20 protein-coding genes and 1 tRNA gene are annotated in these 17,319 nt (G+C 67.6%); 13 read left to right on the top strand and 8 right to left on the bottom strand.

What is annotated here, in order from left to right:
• From NATOC_RS08665 to NATOC_RS08675, 3 genes are all read right to left on the bottom strand, one after another.
• A complete protein-coding gene (locus NATOC_RS08665) occupies positions 1–522 on the bottom strand; it encodes a 30S ribosomal protein S4 (RefSeq protein WP_015321055.1) in 522 nt (173 codons plus the stop codon).
• Entirely contained in the window at positions 522–1,037 is a 516-nt protein-coding gene (locus tag NATOC_RS08670) for a 30S ribosomal protein S13 (protein WP_015321056.1), read from the bottom strand. Before NATOC_RS08670 ends, NATOC_RS08665 begins: the two co-directional genes overlap by 1 nt.
• Positions 1,038–1,108: 71 nt before the next feature.
• Positions 1,109–1,191: transfer RNA gene (locus tag NATOC_RS08675), tRNA-Ser, on the bottom strand.
• A gap of 179 nt (positions 1,192–1,370) precedes the next feature.
• Between NATOC_RS08675 and NATOC_RS08680 the strand changes: the two genes are divergently transcribed.
• The 4 genes from NATOC_RS08680 to NATOC_RS08695 all read left to right on the top strand — a co-directional run bounded on the left by NATOC_RS08680 (position 1,371) and on the right by NATOC_RS08695 (position 5,302).
• Entirely contained in the window at positions 1,371–2,327 is a 957-nt protein-coding gene (locus NATOC_RS08680; protein ID WP_015321057.1) for a DUF4129 domain-containing protein, read from the top strand.
• Positions 2,324–4,273: a DUF58 domain-containing protein gene (locus tag NATOC_RS08685; protein WP_015321058.1), complete on the top strand. Its 1,950-nt coding sequence runs from the start codon at positions 2,324–2,326 to the stop codon at positions 4,271–4,273. Before NATOC_RS08680 ends, NATOC_RS08685 begins: the two co-directional genes overlap by 4 nt.
• Positions 4,270–4,806, top strand: a complete 537-nt coding sequence (locus NATOC_RS08690) for a DUF7519 family protein (protein ID WP_015321059.1) — start codon at positions 4,270–4,272, stop codon at positions 4,804–4,806. The genes NATOC_RS08685 and NATOC_RS08690 overlap by 4 nt, the downstream gene beginning before the upstream one ends.
• A gap of 61 nt (positions 4,807–4,867) precedes the next feature.
• Positions 4,868–5,302 carry a twin-arginine translocation signal domain-containing protein gene (locus NATOC_RS08695; RefSeq protein WP_015321060.1) on the top strand — a complete coding sequence of 145 codons (435 nt, stop codon included), beginning with the start codon at positions 4,868–4,870 and terminating at the stop codon, positions 5,300–5,302.
• Here the strand turns inward: NATOC_RS08695 and moaA are convergent.
• Positions 5,299–6,315, bottom strand: coding sequence for a GTP 3',8-cyclase MoaA (moaA, locus tag NATOC_RS08700; protein ID WP_015321061.1), 1,017 nt, complete (start codon positions 6,313–6,315; stop codon positions 5,299–5,301). The two genes, NATOC_RS08695 and moaA, sit on opposite strands and share 4 nt — an antisense overlap.
• A gap of 126 nt (positions 6,316–6,441) precedes the next feature.
• Here moaA and NATOC_RS08705 point away from each other — a divergent pair, with 126 nt between their 5' ends.
• From NATOC_RS08705 to NATOC_RS08715, 3 genes are all read left to right on the top strand, one after another.
• Positions 6,442–7,101: a helix-turn-helix domain-containing protein gene (locus tag NATOC_RS08705; RefSeq protein WP_015321062.1), complete on the top strand. Its 660-nt coding sequence runs from the start codon at positions 6,442–6,444 to the stop codon at positions 7,099–7,101.
• A gap of 46 nt (positions 7,102–7,147) precedes the next feature.
• The gene (locus tag NATOC_RS08710) at positions 7,148–7,378 is read left to right on the top strand and encodes a hypothetical protein (RefSeq protein WP_015321063.1); all 231 of its coding nucleotides are present in this window, start codon (positions 7,148–7,150) and stop codon (positions 7,376–7,378) included.
• 134 nt (positions 7,379–7,512) lie between these two features.
• Positions 7,513–8,010: a hypothetical protein gene (locus NATOC_RS08715; protein WP_015321064.1), complete on the top strand. Its 498-nt coding sequence runs from the start codon at positions 7,513–7,515 to the stop codon at positions 8,008–8,010.
• Between the two features lie 9 nt (positions 8,011–8,019).
• Here NATOC_RS08715 and NATOC_RS08720 read toward each other — a convergent pair whose 3' ends face one another.
• Positions 8,020–9,480 (bottom strand): RtcB family protein, encoded by a 1,461-nt coding sequence (locus tag NATOC_RS08720; protein ID WP_015321065.1) that lies wholly within the window; start codon positions 9,478–9,480, stop codon positions 8,020–8,022.
• 74 nt (positions 9,481–9,554) lie between these two features.
• Entirely contained in the window at positions 9,555–9,971 is a 417-nt protein-coding gene (locus NATOC_RS08725) for an archease (protein ID WP_015321066.1), read from the bottom strand.
• A 160-nt stretch (positions 9,972–10,131) separates the two neighbouring features.
• Here NATOC_RS08725 and NATOC_RS08730 point away from each other — a divergent pair, with 160 nt between their 5' ends.
• The 5 genes from NATOC_RS08730 to NATOC_RS22310 all read left to right on the top strand — a co-directional run bounded on the left by NATOC_RS08730 (position 10,132) and on the right by NATOC_RS22310 (position 13,692).
• The gene (locus NATOC_RS08730) at positions 10,132–10,608 is read left to right on the top strand and encodes a GNAT family N-acetyltransferase (protein WP_049888708.1); all 477 of its coding nucleotides are present in this window, start codon (positions 10,132–10,134) and stop codon (positions 10,606–10,608) included.
• 113 nt (positions 10,609–10,721) lie between these two features.
• The gene (priS, locus tag NATOC_RS08735; protein ID WP_015321068.1) at positions 10,722–11,897 is read left to right on the top strand and encodes a DNA primase small subunit PriS; all 1,176 of its coding nucleotides are present in this window, start codon (positions 10,722–10,724) and stop codon (positions 11,895–11,897) included.
• Positions 11,894–12,886, top strand: coding sequence for a DNA replication complex subunit Gins51 (locus tag NATOC_RS08740; protein WP_015321069.1), 993 nt, complete (start codon positions 11,894–11,896; stop codon positions 12,884–12,886). Before priS ends, NATOC_RS08740 begins: the two co-directional genes overlap by 4 nt.
• Positions 12,887–12,942: 56 nt before the next feature.
• Positions 12,943–13,428, top strand: coding sequence for a peroxiredoxin (locus NATOC_RS08745; RefSeq protein WP_015321070.1), 486 nt, complete (start codon positions 12,943–12,945; stop codon positions 13,426–13,428).
• Positions 13,429–13,554: 126 nt separating this feature from the next.
• On the top strand, positions 13,555–13,692 hold the full coding sequence (locus NATOC_RS22310) for a hypothetical protein (RefSeq protein WP_015321071.1): 138 nt from the start codon (positions 13,555–13,557) through the stop codon (positions 13,690–13,692).
• A 72-nt stretch (positions 13,693–13,764) separates the two neighbouring features.
• Here NATOC_RS22310 and NATOC_RS08750 read toward each other — a convergent pair whose 3' ends face one another.
• Both NATOC_RS08750 and NATOC_RS08755 read right to left on the bottom strand, forming a co-directional pair.
• Positions 13,765–16,026, bottom strand: a complete 2,262-nt coding sequence (locus tag NATOC_RS08750) for a CDC48 family AAA ATPase (protein WP_015321072.1) — start codon at positions 16,024–16,026, stop codon at positions 13,765–13,767.
• The gene (locus NATOC_RS08755; protein ID WP_015321073.1) at positions 16,023–16,271 is read right to left on the bottom strand and encodes a DUF7127 family protein; all 249 of its coding nucleotides are present in this window, start codon (positions 16,269–16,271) and stop codon (positions 16,023–16,025) included. Before NATOC_RS08755 ends, NATOC_RS08750 begins: the two co-directional genes overlap by 4 nt.
• Before the next feature lie 205 nt (positions 16,272–16,476).
• Here NATOC_RS08755 and NATOC_RS08760 point away from each other — a divergent pair, with 205 nt between their 5' ends.
• Positions 16,477–17,250, top strand: coding sequence for an alpha/beta fold hydrolase (locus NATOC_RS08760; RefSeq protein WP_015321074.1), 774 nt, complete (start codon positions 16,477–16,479; stop codon positions 17,248–17,250).
• Positions 17,251–17,319: the final 69 nt, after the last annotated feature.

Consider the following 17,319-nt stretch of genomic DNA (forward strand, 5'->3'; position numbering starts at 1 on the left):
TTATTGCTCCTCCGCGCGTTCGGGGTGCAGGTCGTCCGCGAGCGGACTGTTCTCCTCGAAGTCGACGAGATCCTCCTCGTCGACGTCGACGACGTAGGAGGGGACCCGGTGTCGCTGGCCGTCGACCACGATGTGGCCGTGCGTGATGAACTGTCGGGCCTGCTGGGTCGTGTTCGCCAGCCCCTTCCGGTAGACGACCGTCTGAAGGCGACGCTCGAGGACGTCCTCGACCTCGAGCGAGAGCACGTCACCCAGCTCGTCGGCCTCGTCGAGGACGCCGACGCGTTTGAGCCGTCCGAGGAACTCCTCGGAGCGGCGCATTACGGTCTCGTCGTCCTGGGCCTGGCCGAGCAGGTCTCGGGCCTCGCGGCGGTAGGAGCGAAGCTGGGACTGGGCCCGCCAGAGCTCCTCTTTGTTCGAGAGCCCGTAGCGTTCGACCAGCGAGTGTTCGTCGGCGATGCGCTCGCCCTGGTAAGGGTGGTTCGGCGTCTCGTACTGCTTGGTGTCGGTTCCGAGCGGCATTATTCGTCACCCTCCTCGGCGGCTTCCTCTTCCTGTTCCTCGCGGATCTCCTCGACGTTGACGCCGATGGTGCCCTCCGTACGACCGGTGGACTTGGTGCGCTGCCCGCGGACCTTCTGGCCGCGCTTGTGGCGCACGCCCTTGTAGGAGTCGATCATCTTCATCCGGTTGATGTCGTGCTGGCGGGTCAGCTGGAGATCGTTGCCGATCTCGTGGGTTGTCTCGCCGGTGTAGAAGTCGTGCTGGCGGTTGTTGAGCCAGTCCGGTACTTCCGCGGCGTAGTTCTCTACGAGTTCGACGACCTCGTCGATGACGTCTTCGTCGAGTCGGCCGAACGTCGCCGTTCGGTCGACGCCCGCTTTCTCGGCGATGAGTCGGGCGGTTCGACGACCGATCCCGTTCATCTCCGAGAGCGAGCGCTCGACGGATTTCGTCCCGTCGAGGTCGGTTTGACCGATGCGGACGAAGTACTGAAGGTCTTCGTCCTCTTGCTCTTGAGGTTCTTCCTCGCTCATGTGTGGTGAATGTGTGTCTGGTCTGCGCGCGTTGCAAAGCCGATCGACTGGGCGTCGATCGGGTAAGCCGACGTCGTGGCGGGGATTTGAACCCCGGAGGCTTGACGCCACATGGTTAGCAACCATGCGCCTTGGGCCGCTTGGCTACCACGACACGGTCTGTCTATCGTCGCCCGTACGGACTCGGGGACTGCGTCCCCTGCACGTATTGCACTCTCATCTATCGCCGATGGGTACTTAAGCGCAACGAATGTCGACGCTCAGGCCGTGAACGGTTACCAATCGAGAAGGACTCGTACTTATTATCGTCGCCTTCCTACCGCCACGAAACGAGTGTCACGAAACGAACTCCTCGTTCGACTCGTCGCGGCCGTCGCGGCGATCGTCGCGATCGGGCTCGCCGCGGCGACCGTTCGCTCACCGCTCGAGACCGGCGGCTCTGGCGGCGCTGGAACCGGGGAGGGCGAGGGGACCGGAGTCGGACAGCCTCCCGAGACACCCCCCGAATCGGGCGCCGATCTGCCGCCGTTTCTCGAGTACCTGCTGTACGCGGTCGTCCTCGTGGCCGCAGTCGCGCTGGTCTGGTATCTCCTCGCGAACCGTCGAGACGCGGTCCGACTGATCGCGATCGCGCTCGTGGCCGCTCTCCTCGCGATCGGCCTGGCCTACGCGCTGGCCGCGCTCGGAACGGTCCCGATCGGGGGCGAAGAGCCGACCGAGGACGTCCCCGACGAACCCGGCCTCGGCGAGGAGGGTGGGGAGCCGGGCGAGGGTGAGGGCGATCGATCGGTGCCAACTGGGCCGCTGGTGGGCGTCCTCGTCGTCCTCGCTGCGGTCTTCGTCGGCGGCGTGTTACTGACCCGAAACCGCGACGATCCGGCCCCGTCGGCCCCCGAAGCTGACGCGATCGGGGACGGACCGAGATCGACCGACGCCGCCGCGGTCGGCTCGGCTGCGGGCCGCGCCGCGGATCGGATCGACGAGGGGACGGCCGTCGACAACGAGGTGTACCGCGCCTGGCGGGAGATGACGGACCGCCTCGACGTTGATCGACCCGCCTCGAGCACGCCCCGGGAGTTCGCCGACGCCGCGGTCGCGGCCGGCCTCGAGCGTGACCACGTCGACGAGCTCACGCGGCTGTTCGAGGACGTCAGGTACGGCGATACCGAGACGACGCCGGCGATGGAGCGCCAGGCGGTGGCGACGCTCCGAAAGATCGAGGCCGCGTACGCGGACGGCGACTCGTCGCTCGAACGCGACGACGGAACCGACGGAGGCGAGCGGCGATGAACGGACGGCGTCTCGCGCTGGCGCTCGGACTAGCGGCGTTCGTCGCCGCGGTGGCGGTTCTGATCGGCGTCCTCGATGTCGGGTTCTCCCGGACGGCGCTGGTCGTCGTCGGTCTCGTCGCGATCGCGATCGGGCTCCGGGCGCTGTTCGCCCGCGAGCCGCCGCGGAGCGTCGACACCCCCGATCCCGAGCGCTCGACGGTCGTACCGACGCCCGGCGCGACGCTACACGGTGCGATCGACGCCTTTCGGACGTCTGAGACCCGCTACTCGGTGACTGGACGGCGAACCGTCGAGGGGCTTCGGGCGGCGACGATCGCGGTCCTCTCGCGGTTCGACGGGAACGACGAGGAGACCGCCCGACGGCGGCTCGAGACCGGGGAGTGGACCGACGACGAGGTCGCGGCCGCCTTCCTCTCGGAGTCGCTGGAGGTGCCGCGCTCGGCTCGGGACTGGGTCGCCGATACGGTCCGTGGCACCTCGCGGTTCCGAACTGGCGTTCGCCGCGCCGTCGCGGCCATCGAGGACATCGCCGATGGTGGCGACGGCGGCGACGGCTCGCTGCCGCGGTACGACCCCCGCGAGGGGGCGTCCGCTGTCGACGGCGACCGACGGCACCGGACCGCCACGAGCGCGGTCGAGGGTACCGAGCGACGATGCGAGCGCGCGACCGGCTACTGGCGCGGGGTCGGCGTCCTCGCGCTGGTCGCCGTCGGCGTCGGGGTCGTCGCCGAATCGCCCGCGGTCGTCCTCGCGGGCGTCGTCGGGGTCGGCTACGCCGGCTTCTCCCGGGCGTTCGATCCGCCAGAGCCCGAGCTCTCGATCGAGCGCGAGCTGAGCGACCCCGATCCCGCACCCGGCGACGAGATCGAGGTTTCGGTGACGATCGCAAACGAGTCCGACGGGTTCGTCCCCGATCTGCGGATCGTCGACGGCGTCCCCGCGGGGATGGCGGTCACCGAGGGGGCGAGCCGGCTCGGGACCGCCCTGCGTCCCGGCGAGGACGTCGTCCTCGAGTACACGGTCTCGGTCGGGCGGGGGAGCCACGAGTTCGATCCCGTCCTCGCGATCGTCGGCGACCTCTCGCGGTCGACCGAGCGGGAGTACCTGATCGGTGCGCCGACGACGGTCGTCTGCGAGCCCGAGCTGCGTCCGATCGCGGCGCCGGTTCCGCTGCGGACCGCGGGCACCAGCTTCTCGGGTCGGCTGCAGACCAGCGACGGCGGGGCGGGGACGACGTTTCACTCGGTCCGGGAGTACCGCAAGGGCGACGCCCTCTCGCGGGTCGACTGGAACCGACGGGCCAAGACCGGCGAGCTGACGACGCTGCAGTTCCACGAGGAGCGGGCGGCCCGGGTCGTCGTGTTGGTCGACGCCCGGCGGGACGCCTACCTGGCGCCCGACCCCGACGCCGTCCACGCCGTCGACCGGTCGGTCGTCGGGGCCGGACGGATCGCCGCTACGCTGCTCGCCGACGGCGACACGGTCGGGCTGGCAGGGATCGGCGCGATCCCGGGAGCCGAGGACGCGGAGCCGTGCTGGCTCCCCCCGGCCTCGGGTCGCCACCACGAGGTCCGGTTCGCGGAGCTGCTGGCGACCCACCCGCAGTTCTCGGCGAACCCACCCACGGGTGAGGGACGGTGGCTCTGGCAGCTCAGAGGACTCAGACGACGGCTCTCGACGGGCACCCAGATCGTGATGCTCACGCCGCTCTGTGACTACGTCTCGGCCGAGATCGCGCGACGGCTCGACGCCCGGGGCTACCCCGTCACCGTCGTCAGTCCGGATCCGACCGCCGACGAGACTGCCGGCCAGCGCCTGGCGCGGGTCGGTCGAGCGGTCAGGCGGTTCGACCTCCAGCGAGCGGGGATCCCGGTCGTCGACTGGCCGGCCGCGGAGGCGATCGACGCGGTCTTCGCCCGGCGAGCCGCGGGTGATCGACGGTGAGCGAGATCACACGACGGCCGACGATCGCCTCGAGCGTCGCCGCCGCCGTCGCCGTCCTGGTCGCCGTCCTCGCGGCCGGGAGCCAGGCGGCCAGCGCACTCGGGTTCGCCGCGGTCGGCGGGCTCGTCTTCGTGGTCGGGTTAGCGCTCGGCCGTCACCGGGCCGTCGACGTCGGCGCGCTCGTCGTCCTCTTCGGGGTCGTCGCGGGCGGGCTCGAGGCGACGGCGGTCGAGCCGACGATCGTCGCCGCGGTCGCGACCGTCGTCGCCTGGGACCTCGCCCACGGAGCGATCGCGCTCGGCGACCAGCTCGGACGGGGGGCCGAGACGCGCCGGCTCGAGGCGGTCCGTGTGTCCTCGAGCCTGCTTGTCGGGCTGGCGTCGGGAACGGTCGGCTACGCGGTGTACGTCTTCGGGGGAAGCGGCCAGCCGGTCGCCGCCGTCACCCTCCTGCTCGTCGCGGCGGTACTGATCGTCGTCGGATTCGGCGGCGGACGAACGGGATCGACCCGTCGGCGGCGAACCCGTCCCTGAGCCGGACGGCGGCGGAACATGTCGGCCAAAATAATTTTGTGTGCTAACAGAAACGATCGGTATGGAGCGACGCGCGTTCCTCGCGACGGCGGCGATCGGGGGGGTCGCCGCCACCGCGGGCTGTCTCGAACGGCTGCCGGGCGTTGGCTTCGACGCCTCGCTGGAGACGACCGATCCGGAGCTTCGACCCCAGGACCCGCCCGACGTGACCGTCGACGGCGAGGAGGTCACCGTTCGCGGCACGATCCGGTACGGCTCGAGCAGCTGTGGCGGGGTCGAGCTCGCACACGCCGACTACGAGGACTCCCAGGCTCGACTCGACGTCCTCGTCGTCGCGGCTGACGACTCGGGCTGGACGTCGGCGTGTACGGACGACCTCGTGGCGGAAGGCTACCGCGTCGAGGCGACCGTCAGTGAGAGGTTGCGGCGGGTCGCCGCGACCGAACACCACGTCTACGGGGAGACGTCTTCGACGACGGTCGACGGACTGAATTAAACCTCGGCGTAGTCCTCGATGTAGTCGTCGTTTATCTCCCACTCGTCGTCGTCGTTTTTGACCATGTACTCGCCGTAGTAGGGGACTCGGTTCGCGACGACCTCGCGGTAGGCCTCACGGATCTCGGGTTTGGTCATCTCGCCCATCGGTCGCAGGTCGTCGCTGCGGTTGAGACAGCCCTTCAGGTACCCTTCGTGGGTGACCCGCACGCGGTGACAGTTCGCACAGAAGGTCGGGTTCTCGACGGGGTCGACGATCTCGACCATGCCCAGGTCGGACTCGTCCAACGCGGACCGCGACTCGTCGTCCTCGCTCCCGCCTACCCAGTAGCGCTTGCGGTCGTGCATCTCCCGGTGTTCGATCTCGACGGCTCGCTCGGCGAGCCAGTCGTGGACCCGTTGGATGTCGATGTTCCACTCCGGTCGTCCCGTCAGCTCGGGCATGTACTCGATCAGCTGGAGCTGGAGCCCGTCGTTCTCGGCGACGTGATCGACCATCTCCGGAACGTATCCCGCAGTGTGTTCGAAAACGACCATGTTGAGTTTGACCGGGTCCAGCCCAGCGTCGACCGCCGCCTGCACGCCCTCGAGGACCTTCTCGTAGGCGCCGCTCTGCGTGACCGCCGCGAAGTCCTCGGGATCGAGCGCGTCCTGAGAGACGTTGACTCGCTCCAGACCCGCGTCGACGAGGTCCTCGGCTCGACCGGGGAGGAAGGTCCCGTTGGTCGTCAGCGAGACCTCCATCGAGTCGGGCGTCCGCTCGATGATCTCCTCGAGGTCCTGGCGGAGCATCGGCTCTCCGCCCGTGAACTTCACCGAATCGACGCCGAACTCCTCGACGACCTCGAGGAAGCGGACGACGTCGTCGGCGCTCATCTCGTCGTCCTGGGGATCCATCGGCCCCCGCGTGTCTCCCAGCCCCTCGTTGTGACAGTAGACACAGTCGAAGTTACACCGATCGGTGAGCGAGATCCGAACCCCCGTGACCTCGCGCCCGAAGTCGTCGGTTAGCATACCTTCCAGTTCCGGTCGAAACCGCTTAAATTCGCCGGAGAAGATTACCTCTCGTAACCGATTTCGGTTTCGTTTTCGGACGTCGCGACGCGTATACTCTTGCGGCCGGCCGTTGTGACCATCCGTATGAGTACGATCGCCGAGTTCGCCATCCCCGCCGAGTCGTTCGCGCTCGGACACACGCTCGATCGCGCGCCGGCGCTCGGAGTCGAGATCGAACCCGTCATCGCGGCCGATCCCGAGGCGGTGATGCCCTGCGTGCGCTTTTTCGGCGACGAGGATACCCTCGAGGACGCCGACGACGCCCTCGTTGCGGATCCGACCGTCGAGGCGGCGACTCCGATCCTCGATCTCGATGGGGAACGGTGGTACCGGGTGCGGTGGGGCGAGACGGTCGTCGACCTCGTCGAGTTGCTGACTCGGGAGGAGGCGACGGTGTTTGAGACCGAACTCGAGGACGATCGATGGCAGTTTCGCGTGGTCTTCCCGCGGCGGGAGGCGCTGGCCCGGAGCTACGAGTACGCCACCGACCGGGGCGTTCCGATCGACCTCCGGAAGATCAACCGCCTCGAGGAGACCCGCTACGAGCGGTTCGGGCTGACCGACGCCCAACACGAGACCCTCGTCGCGGCCCTCGAGTACGGCTACTACGACATCCCCCGCGGAATCGACATGGAGACGCTGTCGGACGAACTGGGGATCTCACACCAGGCGCTCTCCGAGCGGCTGCGGCGGGCCCACCTGACCCTCGTCGAGGAGGCCGTCGGCGCGGACGACGCGACGTGAGCGTGCCGGCGGAACGCCTACCACGGTCGGCACGCAAGGAGTCGGCATGGATCGAGAGATGCTCGCGGATCAGCAGCAACTCGCCGAACTCGTCGAGGCGGAAGGATGGGAGGTTACCGACCTCGAGCTCTCGGCCTACGACAGCCCGTGGGCCGACGAGGACGATCCGGAGGCGACGGTAACGATCACCGCCCGGAAACCCTACGAGAGCGAGGACGACGGCAACGGCGCGGACCGCGACGACGAGGACGACGAGAACCCGTTCCGACTGAAGTGACCGGCGCGGGCCAGCCCCGTCGCGCTCGTAGTCGGTGACGGTCCCGACGACGCCCTTCGACGATCGTCTCCCGAATCGTCCCATCACCCGCTGCGGAACACCTATTGTCGCTCCGATAACTAGTGTGTGCGTATATGTCCGACCATCGGTCCGAGCTGTCGGTCGCTCGCCGGCGCCTCGAGCCGGTACTGGCCGTCGTCGTTCTCGCGTGGACGGCCGTCTGGATCGTCGAACCCGCCGTCGTCGGAACGGCTGAGGCAGTCTCGAGTCTCGTGGTCCTCGTCGCGGTGCTCGCGCCCGGACTGCTCGCGCTCTCGGTGCTCGCGGGCGCGCTGGCTCGCGGCGCTCGGCTCGTCGCGACGCGTCTCGGCTCCGACGACCGGACTCGGGCGGGTGACGGCTCCCCCGTCGGCGTCCTCGCGTCGGTCGCCCTCGGCGCCGTCGCCGTCCTCACGCTGTGGTGGGCCGTCGGCGGATTGTACGTCGCCTTCCTCGCGGACGCGGGCGGCGTCGTTCTCGCGCCGCTTGCCGCGCTGGTCGCCGGGAGCGTCCTCGGCGTCCTCGTTCTGGCTCGGACCCTGCTGGATCGGCTGGGTTCCCCGATCCGTCCTCGCAAGCCGATCGTCGACTGAACCACTCACTCAACCCTTGATGTTACAGACGGGGAACGTCCGCGCAACCTTGTCGCCGATACCGAGTTCGTCGGAGACGCGAACGACCTCGTCGACGTCCTTGTAGACGCCCGGCGCCTCCTCGGCGACGGTCGCGCCCGACTGGGCCTTGACGTAGATCTGTTGCTGGTCTTCGAGTTCCTGCTGGACGTCCCCGCCCCAGTACTCGTTTTTCGCCTGGGTGCGGCTCATCAGCCGGCCGGCGCCGTGGGCGGTCGAGCCGAAGGTCAGATCCATCGAGTTCTCGCCACCCCGCAGGACGAAGTTCCCCGCACCCATGCTGCCGGGGATGATGACCGGCTGGCCAACGTCGCGATAGGCCTTCGGCACCTCCGGGTGGCCCGCGGGGAAGGCTCTGGTCGCGCCCTTGCGGTGGACGTAGAGCTCGCGTTCTTCGTCCCCGACCGTGTGCGTCTCTTTCTTTGCGATGTTGTGGGCGACGTCGTACAGCAGCTCCATCTCCATCTCCTCCCAGGTGCGGTCGAACACGCGCTCGAAGACCTGGCGAGTGCGGTGCATGATCAGCTGGCGGTTGACCCACGCGAAGTTGATCGCCGCGTTCATCGCCGCGTAGTAGTCCTCGGCGAGCTGCGATCCTGCAGGTGCCGCAGCCAGCTCCTTGTCTGGCAGCCGATCGAGCAGTCCCTTGTGCTGTTGCTCGATCTTGCGCAGGTAGTCGTTACAGGTCTGGTGGCCCAGGCCCCGGGAGCCGCAGTGAATGAGGACGACGATCCGGTCCTCCTCGAGGCCGAACGCCGCGCCGACCTCGTCGTCGAAGACGTCCGTGACCCGCTGGACCTCGAGGAAGTGGTTCCCCGAGCCCAGCGAGCCGATCTGGTTTTTCCCGCGGTCCTTTGCCTTCTGGCTCACCTTGTCGGGATCCGCGCCTTCGCGCATCCCCTCGTCCTCGCAGTGCAGGAGGTCGTCCTCGACGGCGTGGCCGTGCTCGAGGGCCCAGTCGACACCGCGAGCGAGGATCTCCTCGACGGTGTCGATGTCGGCCTCGACGATCCCTCCACCGCCGAGTCCCGAAGGGATGTTGGCAAAGAGGGAGTCGACGAGTTCCTCCTCGCGTCCCTGGAGCTCGTCGTACGTGAGGTTCGTCCGCATCATTCTCACACCGCAATTGATGTCGTAACCAACCGCCCCGGGCGAGATACAGCCGTTCTCGGCGTCGATCGCGCCAACTCCGCCGACGGGGAAACCGTAGCCCTGGTGGCCGTCGGGCATACAGATCGCGTTGGTCGTAATCCCCGGCAGGTGGGTCGTGTTCGTGAGCTGCTGGAGGGTCTTGTCCTCGCTGATCTCCTCGAGCAGGGCCTCGCTGGCCAGCACCCGCGCGGGAACGTTCATCTCGCCCTCCTGGGGGATCTCCCAGACGTAGTCGCGCACCTTCTCGAGCGTGATGCCGTCGGCATCGAACGTAGTCATACGCGACACTCCGACCGCGACGATGAAAGAACGTTCGCCTCGGGTGTGGAACTCGGCCGGTTGCGCCGCCTCCCTCAGACGTCGAAGACGACGTACGACTCCCAGCCGTCGCCGACGTCCTCGAGGCGCATCTCCGAGTAGGTGACGGCCTTGATCTCGCGGGCGTCGATCGCGTCGAGCGGGATCCCGCGGGCGCTGCCCTCGAGGCGCCACTCGTCGTCGGCTCGGTCGATCCGTTCGACACGGTGATCGACGGGGAGCTCTGCCCGGACGTCCCGCAGGTAGATCAGCTCGTCCAGGTAGTCGAACAGCAGCGCCTCCCGGCTCTCGGCCGCGACGGCGACCGAAAAGCGCTCGCCGTTCTCCGCCGGAATCGCGTCACAGGAGGCCGCCGCGAGGCCGTCGGCGACCGCAGCGAAGACGTCCTCGAGGTCGTCTCCGGTCGCCGCCACGCCGACGTCGGCGGTGTGGTCGCGAAGCTCGAAACTCATACTCGACGTTCACGAGCCGACGAGGTATGTCCGTCGCTTCGCGTCACGCCGGCTATCGTCGCGGTGGCGAGGACGTCGCCCCAGCGCACGACCGGATCGTGTCCGACGGATGGCCGCGCTGCCGGTGGAATTATATTGGCGAGTCTGCTATACCGTGGTAGTGAGCGTCAACATCGACAGTCGCGTCGTCGCTCCCGGCAGCGACGAGTTCGTCGAGGACGCCTGGCAGCTCAAGGAACGCATCAACAGCCAGGAAGGCGTCCTCAAACAGCGATACGAGTTCTTTACCGACGCCTATCGGCGCTCGACGGTTCACTGTTATCTGCAGGACGACGAGCTCGTCGGCTTCGCGGCCGTTCGCCGGGACGGCTACATTCTCTTTCTGGCGGTTTCGACGGAGTTTCGCGGCCAGGGGATCGGCAAGCGCCTCGTCGCGCGGGTCGCCGAAGACCACGACTCGGTCACCTGCCACGCCCGGACGAGCAACGAGAACGCCCTCGAGTTCTACGAGCATCTCGGCTTTGAGACCAAGCGCCGGATAAACGGCTACTACGAGGACGGCGGCGACGCCTACTACCTCAAACTCGGCGATGACTCCGGAATCGCGGATCGGATCTCGGAGTTCGTTCGCCGGTAGCGCTCGTCGCTTCCCACCCGCCACGCCGTCTGGAGCGACCGCTCGGCACGGTCCCCCACGGGCCCGGGCTTTCGGCAGGATTATACTACCCCGACGACGAGTACACGAGGCGCATGGAGGAGCGAACGAGGGCCTATCTTCGGGGTCGATTCCGCGATCACTACCGCCGCACGGAGCTGACGCTCCCGCCCGCGGCAAACGAACGCGAGTGGGGATTCATCCCCTGGACCGAAGGGCCCGACACGACGATGGTTCGTCACCGTTCGCTGCTCGAACTCGGCGACCTCGAGGAGTTTCTCGTCCGCAAACGGCCCCGCCACGTCTACTTTTCTGCGGGGCGGTTTCGCGACCCCGGTGCGAGTTCGATGCACGAGAAGGAGTGGCAGTCCGCGGATCTCGTCTTCGACCTCGACGCCGACCACCTCCCGAACGTGACTCTCGGCGAGGACTCCTACGCCGAGATGCTCGCGACGTGCAAGGACGCCCTGCTCCGTCTGCTCGATTTCCTCGAGAACGACTTCGCGTTCGAGGAGCTGGAGATCGTTTTCTCGGGCGGGCGGGGGTATCACGTCCACGTCCGCGACGAGTCGGTCCGCCACCTCGACCGGGAACATCGGCGCGAGATCGTCGACTACGTCCGCGGGATCGGCATGGAGTTCGAGGAGCTGATCGAAACCGAGACCGTCGCCGGACTCGGCCGGAAGACGCCGACCGAGCGCCACACCTTACGGACAGAGGGCGGCTGGGGCGCCCGGACTCACGACCGGTTCATGTCGTTTCTCGACGAGCTGCTCGCCCTCGAAGAGGACGCGGCCCTCGAGCGACTGCAGGCGTTCGACGGGATCGGCGAGGGGAAGGCGACGGCGACGTTAAACGCCGCCCGGAACAACCGCGACCAGCTCGAGGCCGGCAACGTCACCGTCCACACCGCCGTTTCCCAGCTGGCCGAGCGGTTCGCCCACCGGGCGGTCGAGGCCGACAACGCCCCGATCGACGAGCCCGTGACGACCGACACGAACCGACTCATTCGCCTTCCGGGCAGCCTCCACGGGGGCAGCGGGCTCGAGACCGTTCGCCTCGATCGCGACGAGATCGACGCCTTCGAGCCGCTTACCGACGCCGTCCCGGAGACGTTTACGGGCCACGAGATCCGGGTCGACGTCACCGACGGCGGCGAAGTCGAGCTGGGTGGAGATAGCTTTACAGTCACGGAGGGCGATCAGTCGCTGCCGGAGTACGTCGCCGTGTTCCTCATGGCCCGGGGCCGAGCCGAGAAGGAGAAAGAATGAACTTAGACGAGCTACGATCCGTCCAGAGCAAGGAGCGCCAGAAGGACAGTCTCCAGAACCTGCGCCCCTCGTTCTACCAGGAGGTCGGCGAGTACATCGCCGAACTCGAGGACGAACGCGACCGCGCGGCCGAGCAGGCCGACGACCCCTTCTCCTCGCCCGAGGTGAGCCGGCTCACTGACGAGATCGAAACCGCCAAGGACGTCGTCGAGGCGATCTACGAGCGCCGAATGGGCAAGCTCGTCAAGCAGGCCAGCCTCGCGGCCGCGGGGATGGCCGCCAACGACGACGGCCTCACCGCCGAGGAGGCCGACCTCTTCGACGACCTCGTCGACCGCATCGACGCGAACAAGACCCGCGTCCTCGACGTCCTCGAGGGCGTCGAGGCCGAAAGCGAAGGTGTGTCCGAGACCGACGACGCGCTCGGAGCCGACGCCGGGACGACGACAGAATCTGACCCGGCGCCCGACGCGCCGAACGAGGACTCGGACCCGGACTCGATCGCGAAAACCGGAACGCCCGACGCGCCGCCGATGGAGCCGGATCCGACCGCCGAGACCGCGGACCGAAGCGACGAGGCCGACGTCGATCCGACGACGCTCGAGCCCGACGACGATCCCCGAGCGTCGGACGCCAGTGAGGTCACGGCGGCCGACGTCATGGGCGGCGATCCACCCACCGACCCCGACGAGGACACACTGGACCCCGACGCGGCGACGTCCTCGCAGACGGACGGTCCAGAAAACGAGACCGAGTCGGCACCGGGCGAGGACGTCGATTCCGCGGTCGACGAGCCGGACGACGCCGAGGCTACTGCAGCGTCCGGGGACGACCTCGATCGGATCACGGTCCGGATGACCCGCGACGTCGGCTCGATCCTCGGCGTCGACGACCGCGAGTACACCCTCTCGGCCGACGACGTCATCACCCTGCCGGAGCAGAACGCCTCGCCCCTGCTCGAGCGCGACGCCGCGGAACGGCTCGACTGACTCCGGGCCGGCTCGCGCAACCGGAAGGCATACGACGACTCCCTCGAAGGGACGGTATGCTCGAAATCGGCGACGACGCACCCGAGTTCGTACTGCAAAATCAACACGGCGAGAGGGTTCGCCGCTCGGCGTTCGACGGTCACCTCGTCGTCTACTTCTACCCGCGGGCCGGCACCGACGGCTGTACGACCGAGGCCCGCGAGTTCGAGGACGCTCGCGAGGATTTCGAGGACCGCGGCGTCGGAATCGTCGGAATCAGCGACGACCCGGTTGCGGATCTCGAATCGTTCGCCGCCGACCACGAGCTGGGGTTCGATCTGCTCTCGGATCCCGAGGGTGAGGTCGCGACGCTGTACGACGCCTACGGCGAGAAGCGCATGTTCGGCAACACCTTCGACGGCGTCTTCCGGACCACGTACGTCGTCGGCCCCGACGGCACGATCGAGGCGGCCTACGACGACGTCTCGCTCGACGGCCACGCCGACGACGTCCTCGAGGACCTCGGCGAGGGACGGACCGGGAAAGCCGCTCCGGAGCGGTAGCGTTTCGCGGACCGATTTCGGGGCCAGCAACCGCGCACCGAAGCGAGTCGGTCGACGGACCCGCCCTGGAACCGATCCCGATACTCCGGCACAAGGAGTTTTACTTCGACGAGAGAACGTATCGGTATGGAGCTGCGACAGCTAGCTGACGTGCTCGAGGGCGGCGATCTGACCGGTCGGCAGGCTGCGACCATCGTCGCCCGCTGGATGGCGCTCACGGCTGCCTTCGGGATCGTCGTCTTCGTCGCCGTCTTCGTCTTCTAAAAAATTCGTCTTTCGACCTGTCCAGCGCCGAACCGCGCGAGCAAGGACGCTGCCGTTACTGGGACGCTCCCGTCACTGGAAGGTGCGGCCGAGCTGGTCCTCGCTTTCCGGTTCGGCGGTCTGGAACTCCTGTTCGATCTCCTCGTAGCGCTCGCGGGTCTCGGGAGTCACGCTCGGCTGGACCTCCTCGAGAGCGCGCTCGAAGTGTTCCTTGCTGATGCGGACGTTCTCGATGGTGTCGGGCATATCGTCGGGGTCGACCGAGTTGATGAACTCGCGGCTGGCGGCCATCGAGGCCTCGCGACAGACGGCCTCGATGTCGGCGCCGACGTAGCCCTCGGTCTCGCCCGCGAGCCAGTCGAGATCGACCGCGTCGGCCAGAGGCTTGTCGCGGGTGTGGACCTCGAAGATCTTCCTGCGGCCCTCCTCGTCGGGAACCGGCACGTGGACGTGGCGATCGAGCCGGCCCGGACGGAGCAGCGCCGAGTCGATCAGATCCGGGCGGTTGGTCGTCGCGATCACGACGACGTCCTCGAGTTCCTCGAGGCCGTCGAGCTCGGTCAGCAGCTGGCTGACGACGCGTTCACCGACGCCCGAATCGCCCTGTCGCTGCCCGCGTTCGCCCGCGATCGAGTCGATCTCGTCGAAGAAGATCACGGTCGGGGCGTTCGAGCGGGCCTTCTCGAAGACCTCCCGAACTCCCTTCTCGGACTCACCGACGTACTTGTTCAAGAGTTCGGGCCCCTTGATCGAGATGAAGTTCGACTGGGACTCGTTCGCGACGGCTTTGGCCAGCAGCGTCTTCCCGGTGCCGGGCGGGCCGTACATGAGGACGCCCTTGGCGGCCTGCATGTCCATCTGCTCGAAGACCTCGGGGTAGTCAAGCGGCCACTGGATCGTCTCGCGCAGGCGCTCTTTGGTGTCGCCAAGCCCGCCGACATCCTCCCAGGTGATGTCGGGAACCTCGACGAAGACCTCCCGCATCGCCGAGGGCTGGATCCCCTTGAGCGCCTCCTTGACGTCGCCCTCGGTCACCTCGAGGGACTCGAGGATCTCGGCGTCGATCTCGTCGGATTCCAGGTCGAGATCGGGACGGATCCGGCGCAGGGCGTTCATCGCGCCCTCGCGGGCGAGACTCTCGAGGTCGGCGCCGACGAAGCCGTGGGTGTTCTCGGCGTAGTGCTCGAGGTCGACGTCCTCGGACAGGGGCATCCCGCGGGTGTGGACCTGCAGGATCTCCTTGCGGCCGCCCTTGTCGGGGACGCCGATCTCGATCTCGCGGTCGAAGCGCCCGCCCCGTCGCAGCGCGGGGTCGATCGCGTCGACGCGGTTGGTCGCGGCGATGACGGTGACCCGGCCCCGTTCCTCGAGGCCGTCCATCAGGCTGAGCAGTTGCGCGACCACGCGGCGTTCGACGTCGCCGCCGGCCTCCTCGCGTTTGGCGGCGATGGAGTCGAGCTCGTCGATGAAGATGATCGCGGGCGCGTTCTCCTCGGCGTCCTCGAACACCTCGCGGAGCTGCTCTTCGCTCTCGCCGTAGTACTTCGACATGATCTCCGGGCCGGAGATCGTCTCGAAGTGGGCGTCGATCTCGTTGGCGACAGCCTTGGCCATCAGGGTCTTTCCGGTGCCCGGCGGGCCGTGCAGGAGCACGCCCTTGGGCGGTTCGATGCCGAGCTGCTGGAACAGCTCGGGGTGGCGCATCGGCAGCTCGATCATCTCGCGAACCTGATCGAGCTCGTCGTCCAGACCGCCGATGTCCTCGTAGGTGATGTTTGGCACGCCCTCGGGCGAGCCGTCGGCGTCGGTGCTAACCTGCTCGGCCGGCGTCTCGGAGATCTCGATGTTCGTCGAGTCCGTGATGACGACCGTTCCGGACGGATCGGCGCTCGCGATCTTCAGTGGCACCGACTGCCCCGAGCTTGCCATCGGACCGAACGAGAGCGAGAACGGCACCGTCTGCCCCTCGGTGACCGCCTGGCCGGACAGCTTGTCGCGCACAAGCGGGCCGATGTCGCCGCGAATGCGGAGGTTCTGCGGGAGCGCGACCGTAACCGAGTTCGCGGGCTGGACGTCGGCCGGCTCGATATCGACGCTGTCGTCGATCCCGACGTCGGCCTCCTGGCGCAGACGGCCGTCGATCCGAACGATGCCGCGGCCCTCGTCCTCCGGGTAGCCGGGCCAGACGCGCGCGACGGCCTGGCTATCGCCCTTGCCCTCGATGACGATGTAGTCGCCGTTCTCGAGGTCGAGCTCGCGCATCGAGACGCGGTCGATCGCGGCGAGCCCGCGGCCCGCGTCCTTCTGTTTCAGGGGTTTGACGGTGAGTTTCATTGGTTGCCCTCCAGTTCGACAGTGAGCACGCCGTTTCTGATAAACGTGTGCGCGTCAGCTGCACCGTCGGGCAGCTCGAACTCGTACTGGTCGTCGCCGTCGACGACGATGACCGTTCCGTCGACGACGTCCACGTCGGCGTCGGTACTCGCCGTACCGAAGTCGACGGCCAGCACCGATCCGTCCTCGTACTCGTAGCGACGAGCAATCTGCTCGTCTCCACGGGTGAATTGATCGAGTGTCATTTTGATACTAACCACGGGTAAGCGCTACTAGTATATAAGTATTACTCAGAGCGGGTACGTGACGGCGGCCGAATTCGAGAGAGAAGCTTGTTCGCAGTTCACCCTTCGTCTCCGATGAGTACAGTAGTAACGGATCCGTCCGTTCCTGCCGGTTGTGCCGACGGCGGCTCGTGTCTTTATCACGGTCCATCGCGTCGGGAAACGTATGGAAACGGTTCGACACCACGGCCGCGAGACGGCCTACGACGTTGCCGAACGAGGGGGGACGGGACCGACGATCTGTTTCGTTCACGGCAGCGGCGGCTCGCGGGCGGCCTGGAAGGCCCAACACCGACTCGCCGACCGATACCCGATCGTCGCCGTCGACCTCAGCGGACACGGCGACTCCGAGGACGTCGACGCCGACCCCGGCTACACGACGCTGTCGGCCTACGCCGACGACGTCGCGGCCGTCCTCGAGGCAACTGACGCCGACGTCCTCGCGGGTAACTCCCTGGGGGGCGCCGTCGTCATGCACCTCTTGCTCGAACGCGAACCCGACGTCGAGGCCGCCGTGCTGACCGGAACCGGGGCGAAGCTGGGCGTCCTGCAGGACCTGCTCGAGTGGCTCGCCGATGACTTCGATCGGGCCGTCGAGTTCCTGCACGTCGACGACCGGCTCTTCCACGATCCAAGCCCCGAGCTCCGCGAGGAGTCGATCGAGGAGATGTACGACTGCGGCCGCGCCGTCACCGAACGGGACTTCCTGACCTGTCACCGGTTCGACGTCCGCGACGACCTCTACGGGATCGACGTTCCGACGCTCGTGGTCTACGGCGAACACGACCAGTTAACGCCGCCCCAGTACCACGAGTACCTCGCTAACGAGATCGACGACGCCGAACTCGTCGAGCTCGCGGACGCGGCCCACCTGACGATGCTCGAGCAACCCGCGGCGTTCAACGACGCGGTCGCCGACTTCCTGGACGGGCTCGAGTAGCGCCGCCGGACGACTCCCTTCGGATAGCCCGGACAGCATCGGCTGTGGATTCAGGGAATCTTATGATAG

The organism is Natronococcus occultus SP4, from assembly GCF_000328685.1.
In the GTDB taxonomy this organism is placed as follows: Archaea; Halobacteriota; Halobacteria; order Halobacteriales; family Natrialbaceae; genus Natronococcus; species Natronococcus occultus.

Excerpts from the sequence above, each read along its gene's own strand:
- NATOC_RS08750 (WP_015321072.1), bottom strand. The coding sequence starts at position 16,026 with ATGAAACTCACCGTCAAACCCCTGAAACAGAAGGACGCGGGCCGCGGG.
- moaA (WP_015321061.1), bottom strand. The coding sequence starts at position 6,315 with ATGCTAACCGACGACTTCGGGCGCGAGGTCACGGGGGTTCGGATCTCG.
- NATOC_RS08720 (WP_015321065.1), bottom strand. The coding sequence starts at position 9,480 with ATGACTACGTTCGATGCCGACGGCATCACGCTCGAGAAGGTGCGCGAC.
- NATOC_RS22310 (WP_015321071.1), top strand. The coding sequence starts at position 13,555 with ATGGAGCTGCGACAGCTAGCTGACGTGCTCGAGGGCGGCGATCTGACC.
- NATOC_RS08715 (WP_015321064.1), top strand. The coding sequence starts at position 7,513 with ATGTCCGACCATCGGTCCGAGCTGTCGGTCGCTCGCCGGCGCCTCGAG.
- NATOC_RS08755 (WP_015321073.1), bottom strand. The coding sequence starts at position 16,271 with ATGACACTCGATCAATTCACCCGTGGAGACGAGCAGATTGCTCGTCGC.
- NATOC_RS08685 (WP_015321058.1), top strand. The coding sequence starts at position 2,324 with ATGAACGGACGGCGTCTCGCGCTGGCGCTCGGACTAGCGGCGTTCGTC.
- NATOC_RS08740 (WP_015321069.1), top strand. The coding sequence starts at position 11,894 with ATGAACTTAGACGAGCTACGATCCGTCCAGAGCAAGGAGCGCCAGAAG.
- NATOC_RS08670 (WP_015321056.1), bottom strand. The coding sequence starts at position 1,037 with ATGAGCGAGGAAGAACCTCAAGAGCAAGAGGACGAAGACCTTCAGTAC.
- NATOC_RS08725 (WP_015321066.1), bottom strand. The coding sequence starts at position 9,971 with ATGAGTTTCGAGCTTCGCGACCACACCGCCGACGTCGGCGTGGCGGCG.
- NATOC_RS08705 (WP_015321062.1), top strand. The coding sequence starts at position 6,442 with ATGAGTACGATCGCCGAGTTCGCCATCCCCGCCGAGTCGTTCGCGCTC.
- NATOC_RS08665 (WP_015321055.1), bottom strand. The coding sequence starts at position 522 with ATGCCGCTCGGAACCGACACCAAGCAGTACGAGACGCCGAACCACCCT.
- NATOC_RS08745 (WP_015321070.1), top strand. The coding sequence starts at position 12,943 with ATGCTCGAAATCGGCGACGACGCACCCGAGTTCGTACTGCAAAATCAA.
- NATOC_RS08695 (WP_015321060.1), top strand. The coding sequence starts at position 4,868 with ATGGAGCGACGCGCGTTCCTCGCGACGGCGGCGATCGGGGGGGTCGCC.
- priS (WP_015321068.1), top strand. The coding sequence starts at position 10,722 with ATGGAGGAGCGAACGAGGGCCTATCTTCGGGGTCGATTCCGCGATCAC.
- NATOC_RS08760 (WP_015321074.1), top strand. The coding sequence starts at position 16,477 with ATGGAAACGGTTCGACACCACGGCCGCGAGACGGCCTACGACGTTGCC.
- NATOC_RS08710 (WP_015321063.1), top strand. The coding sequence starts at position 7,148 with ATGGATCGAGAGATGCTCGCGGATCAGCAGCAACTCGCCGAACTCGTC.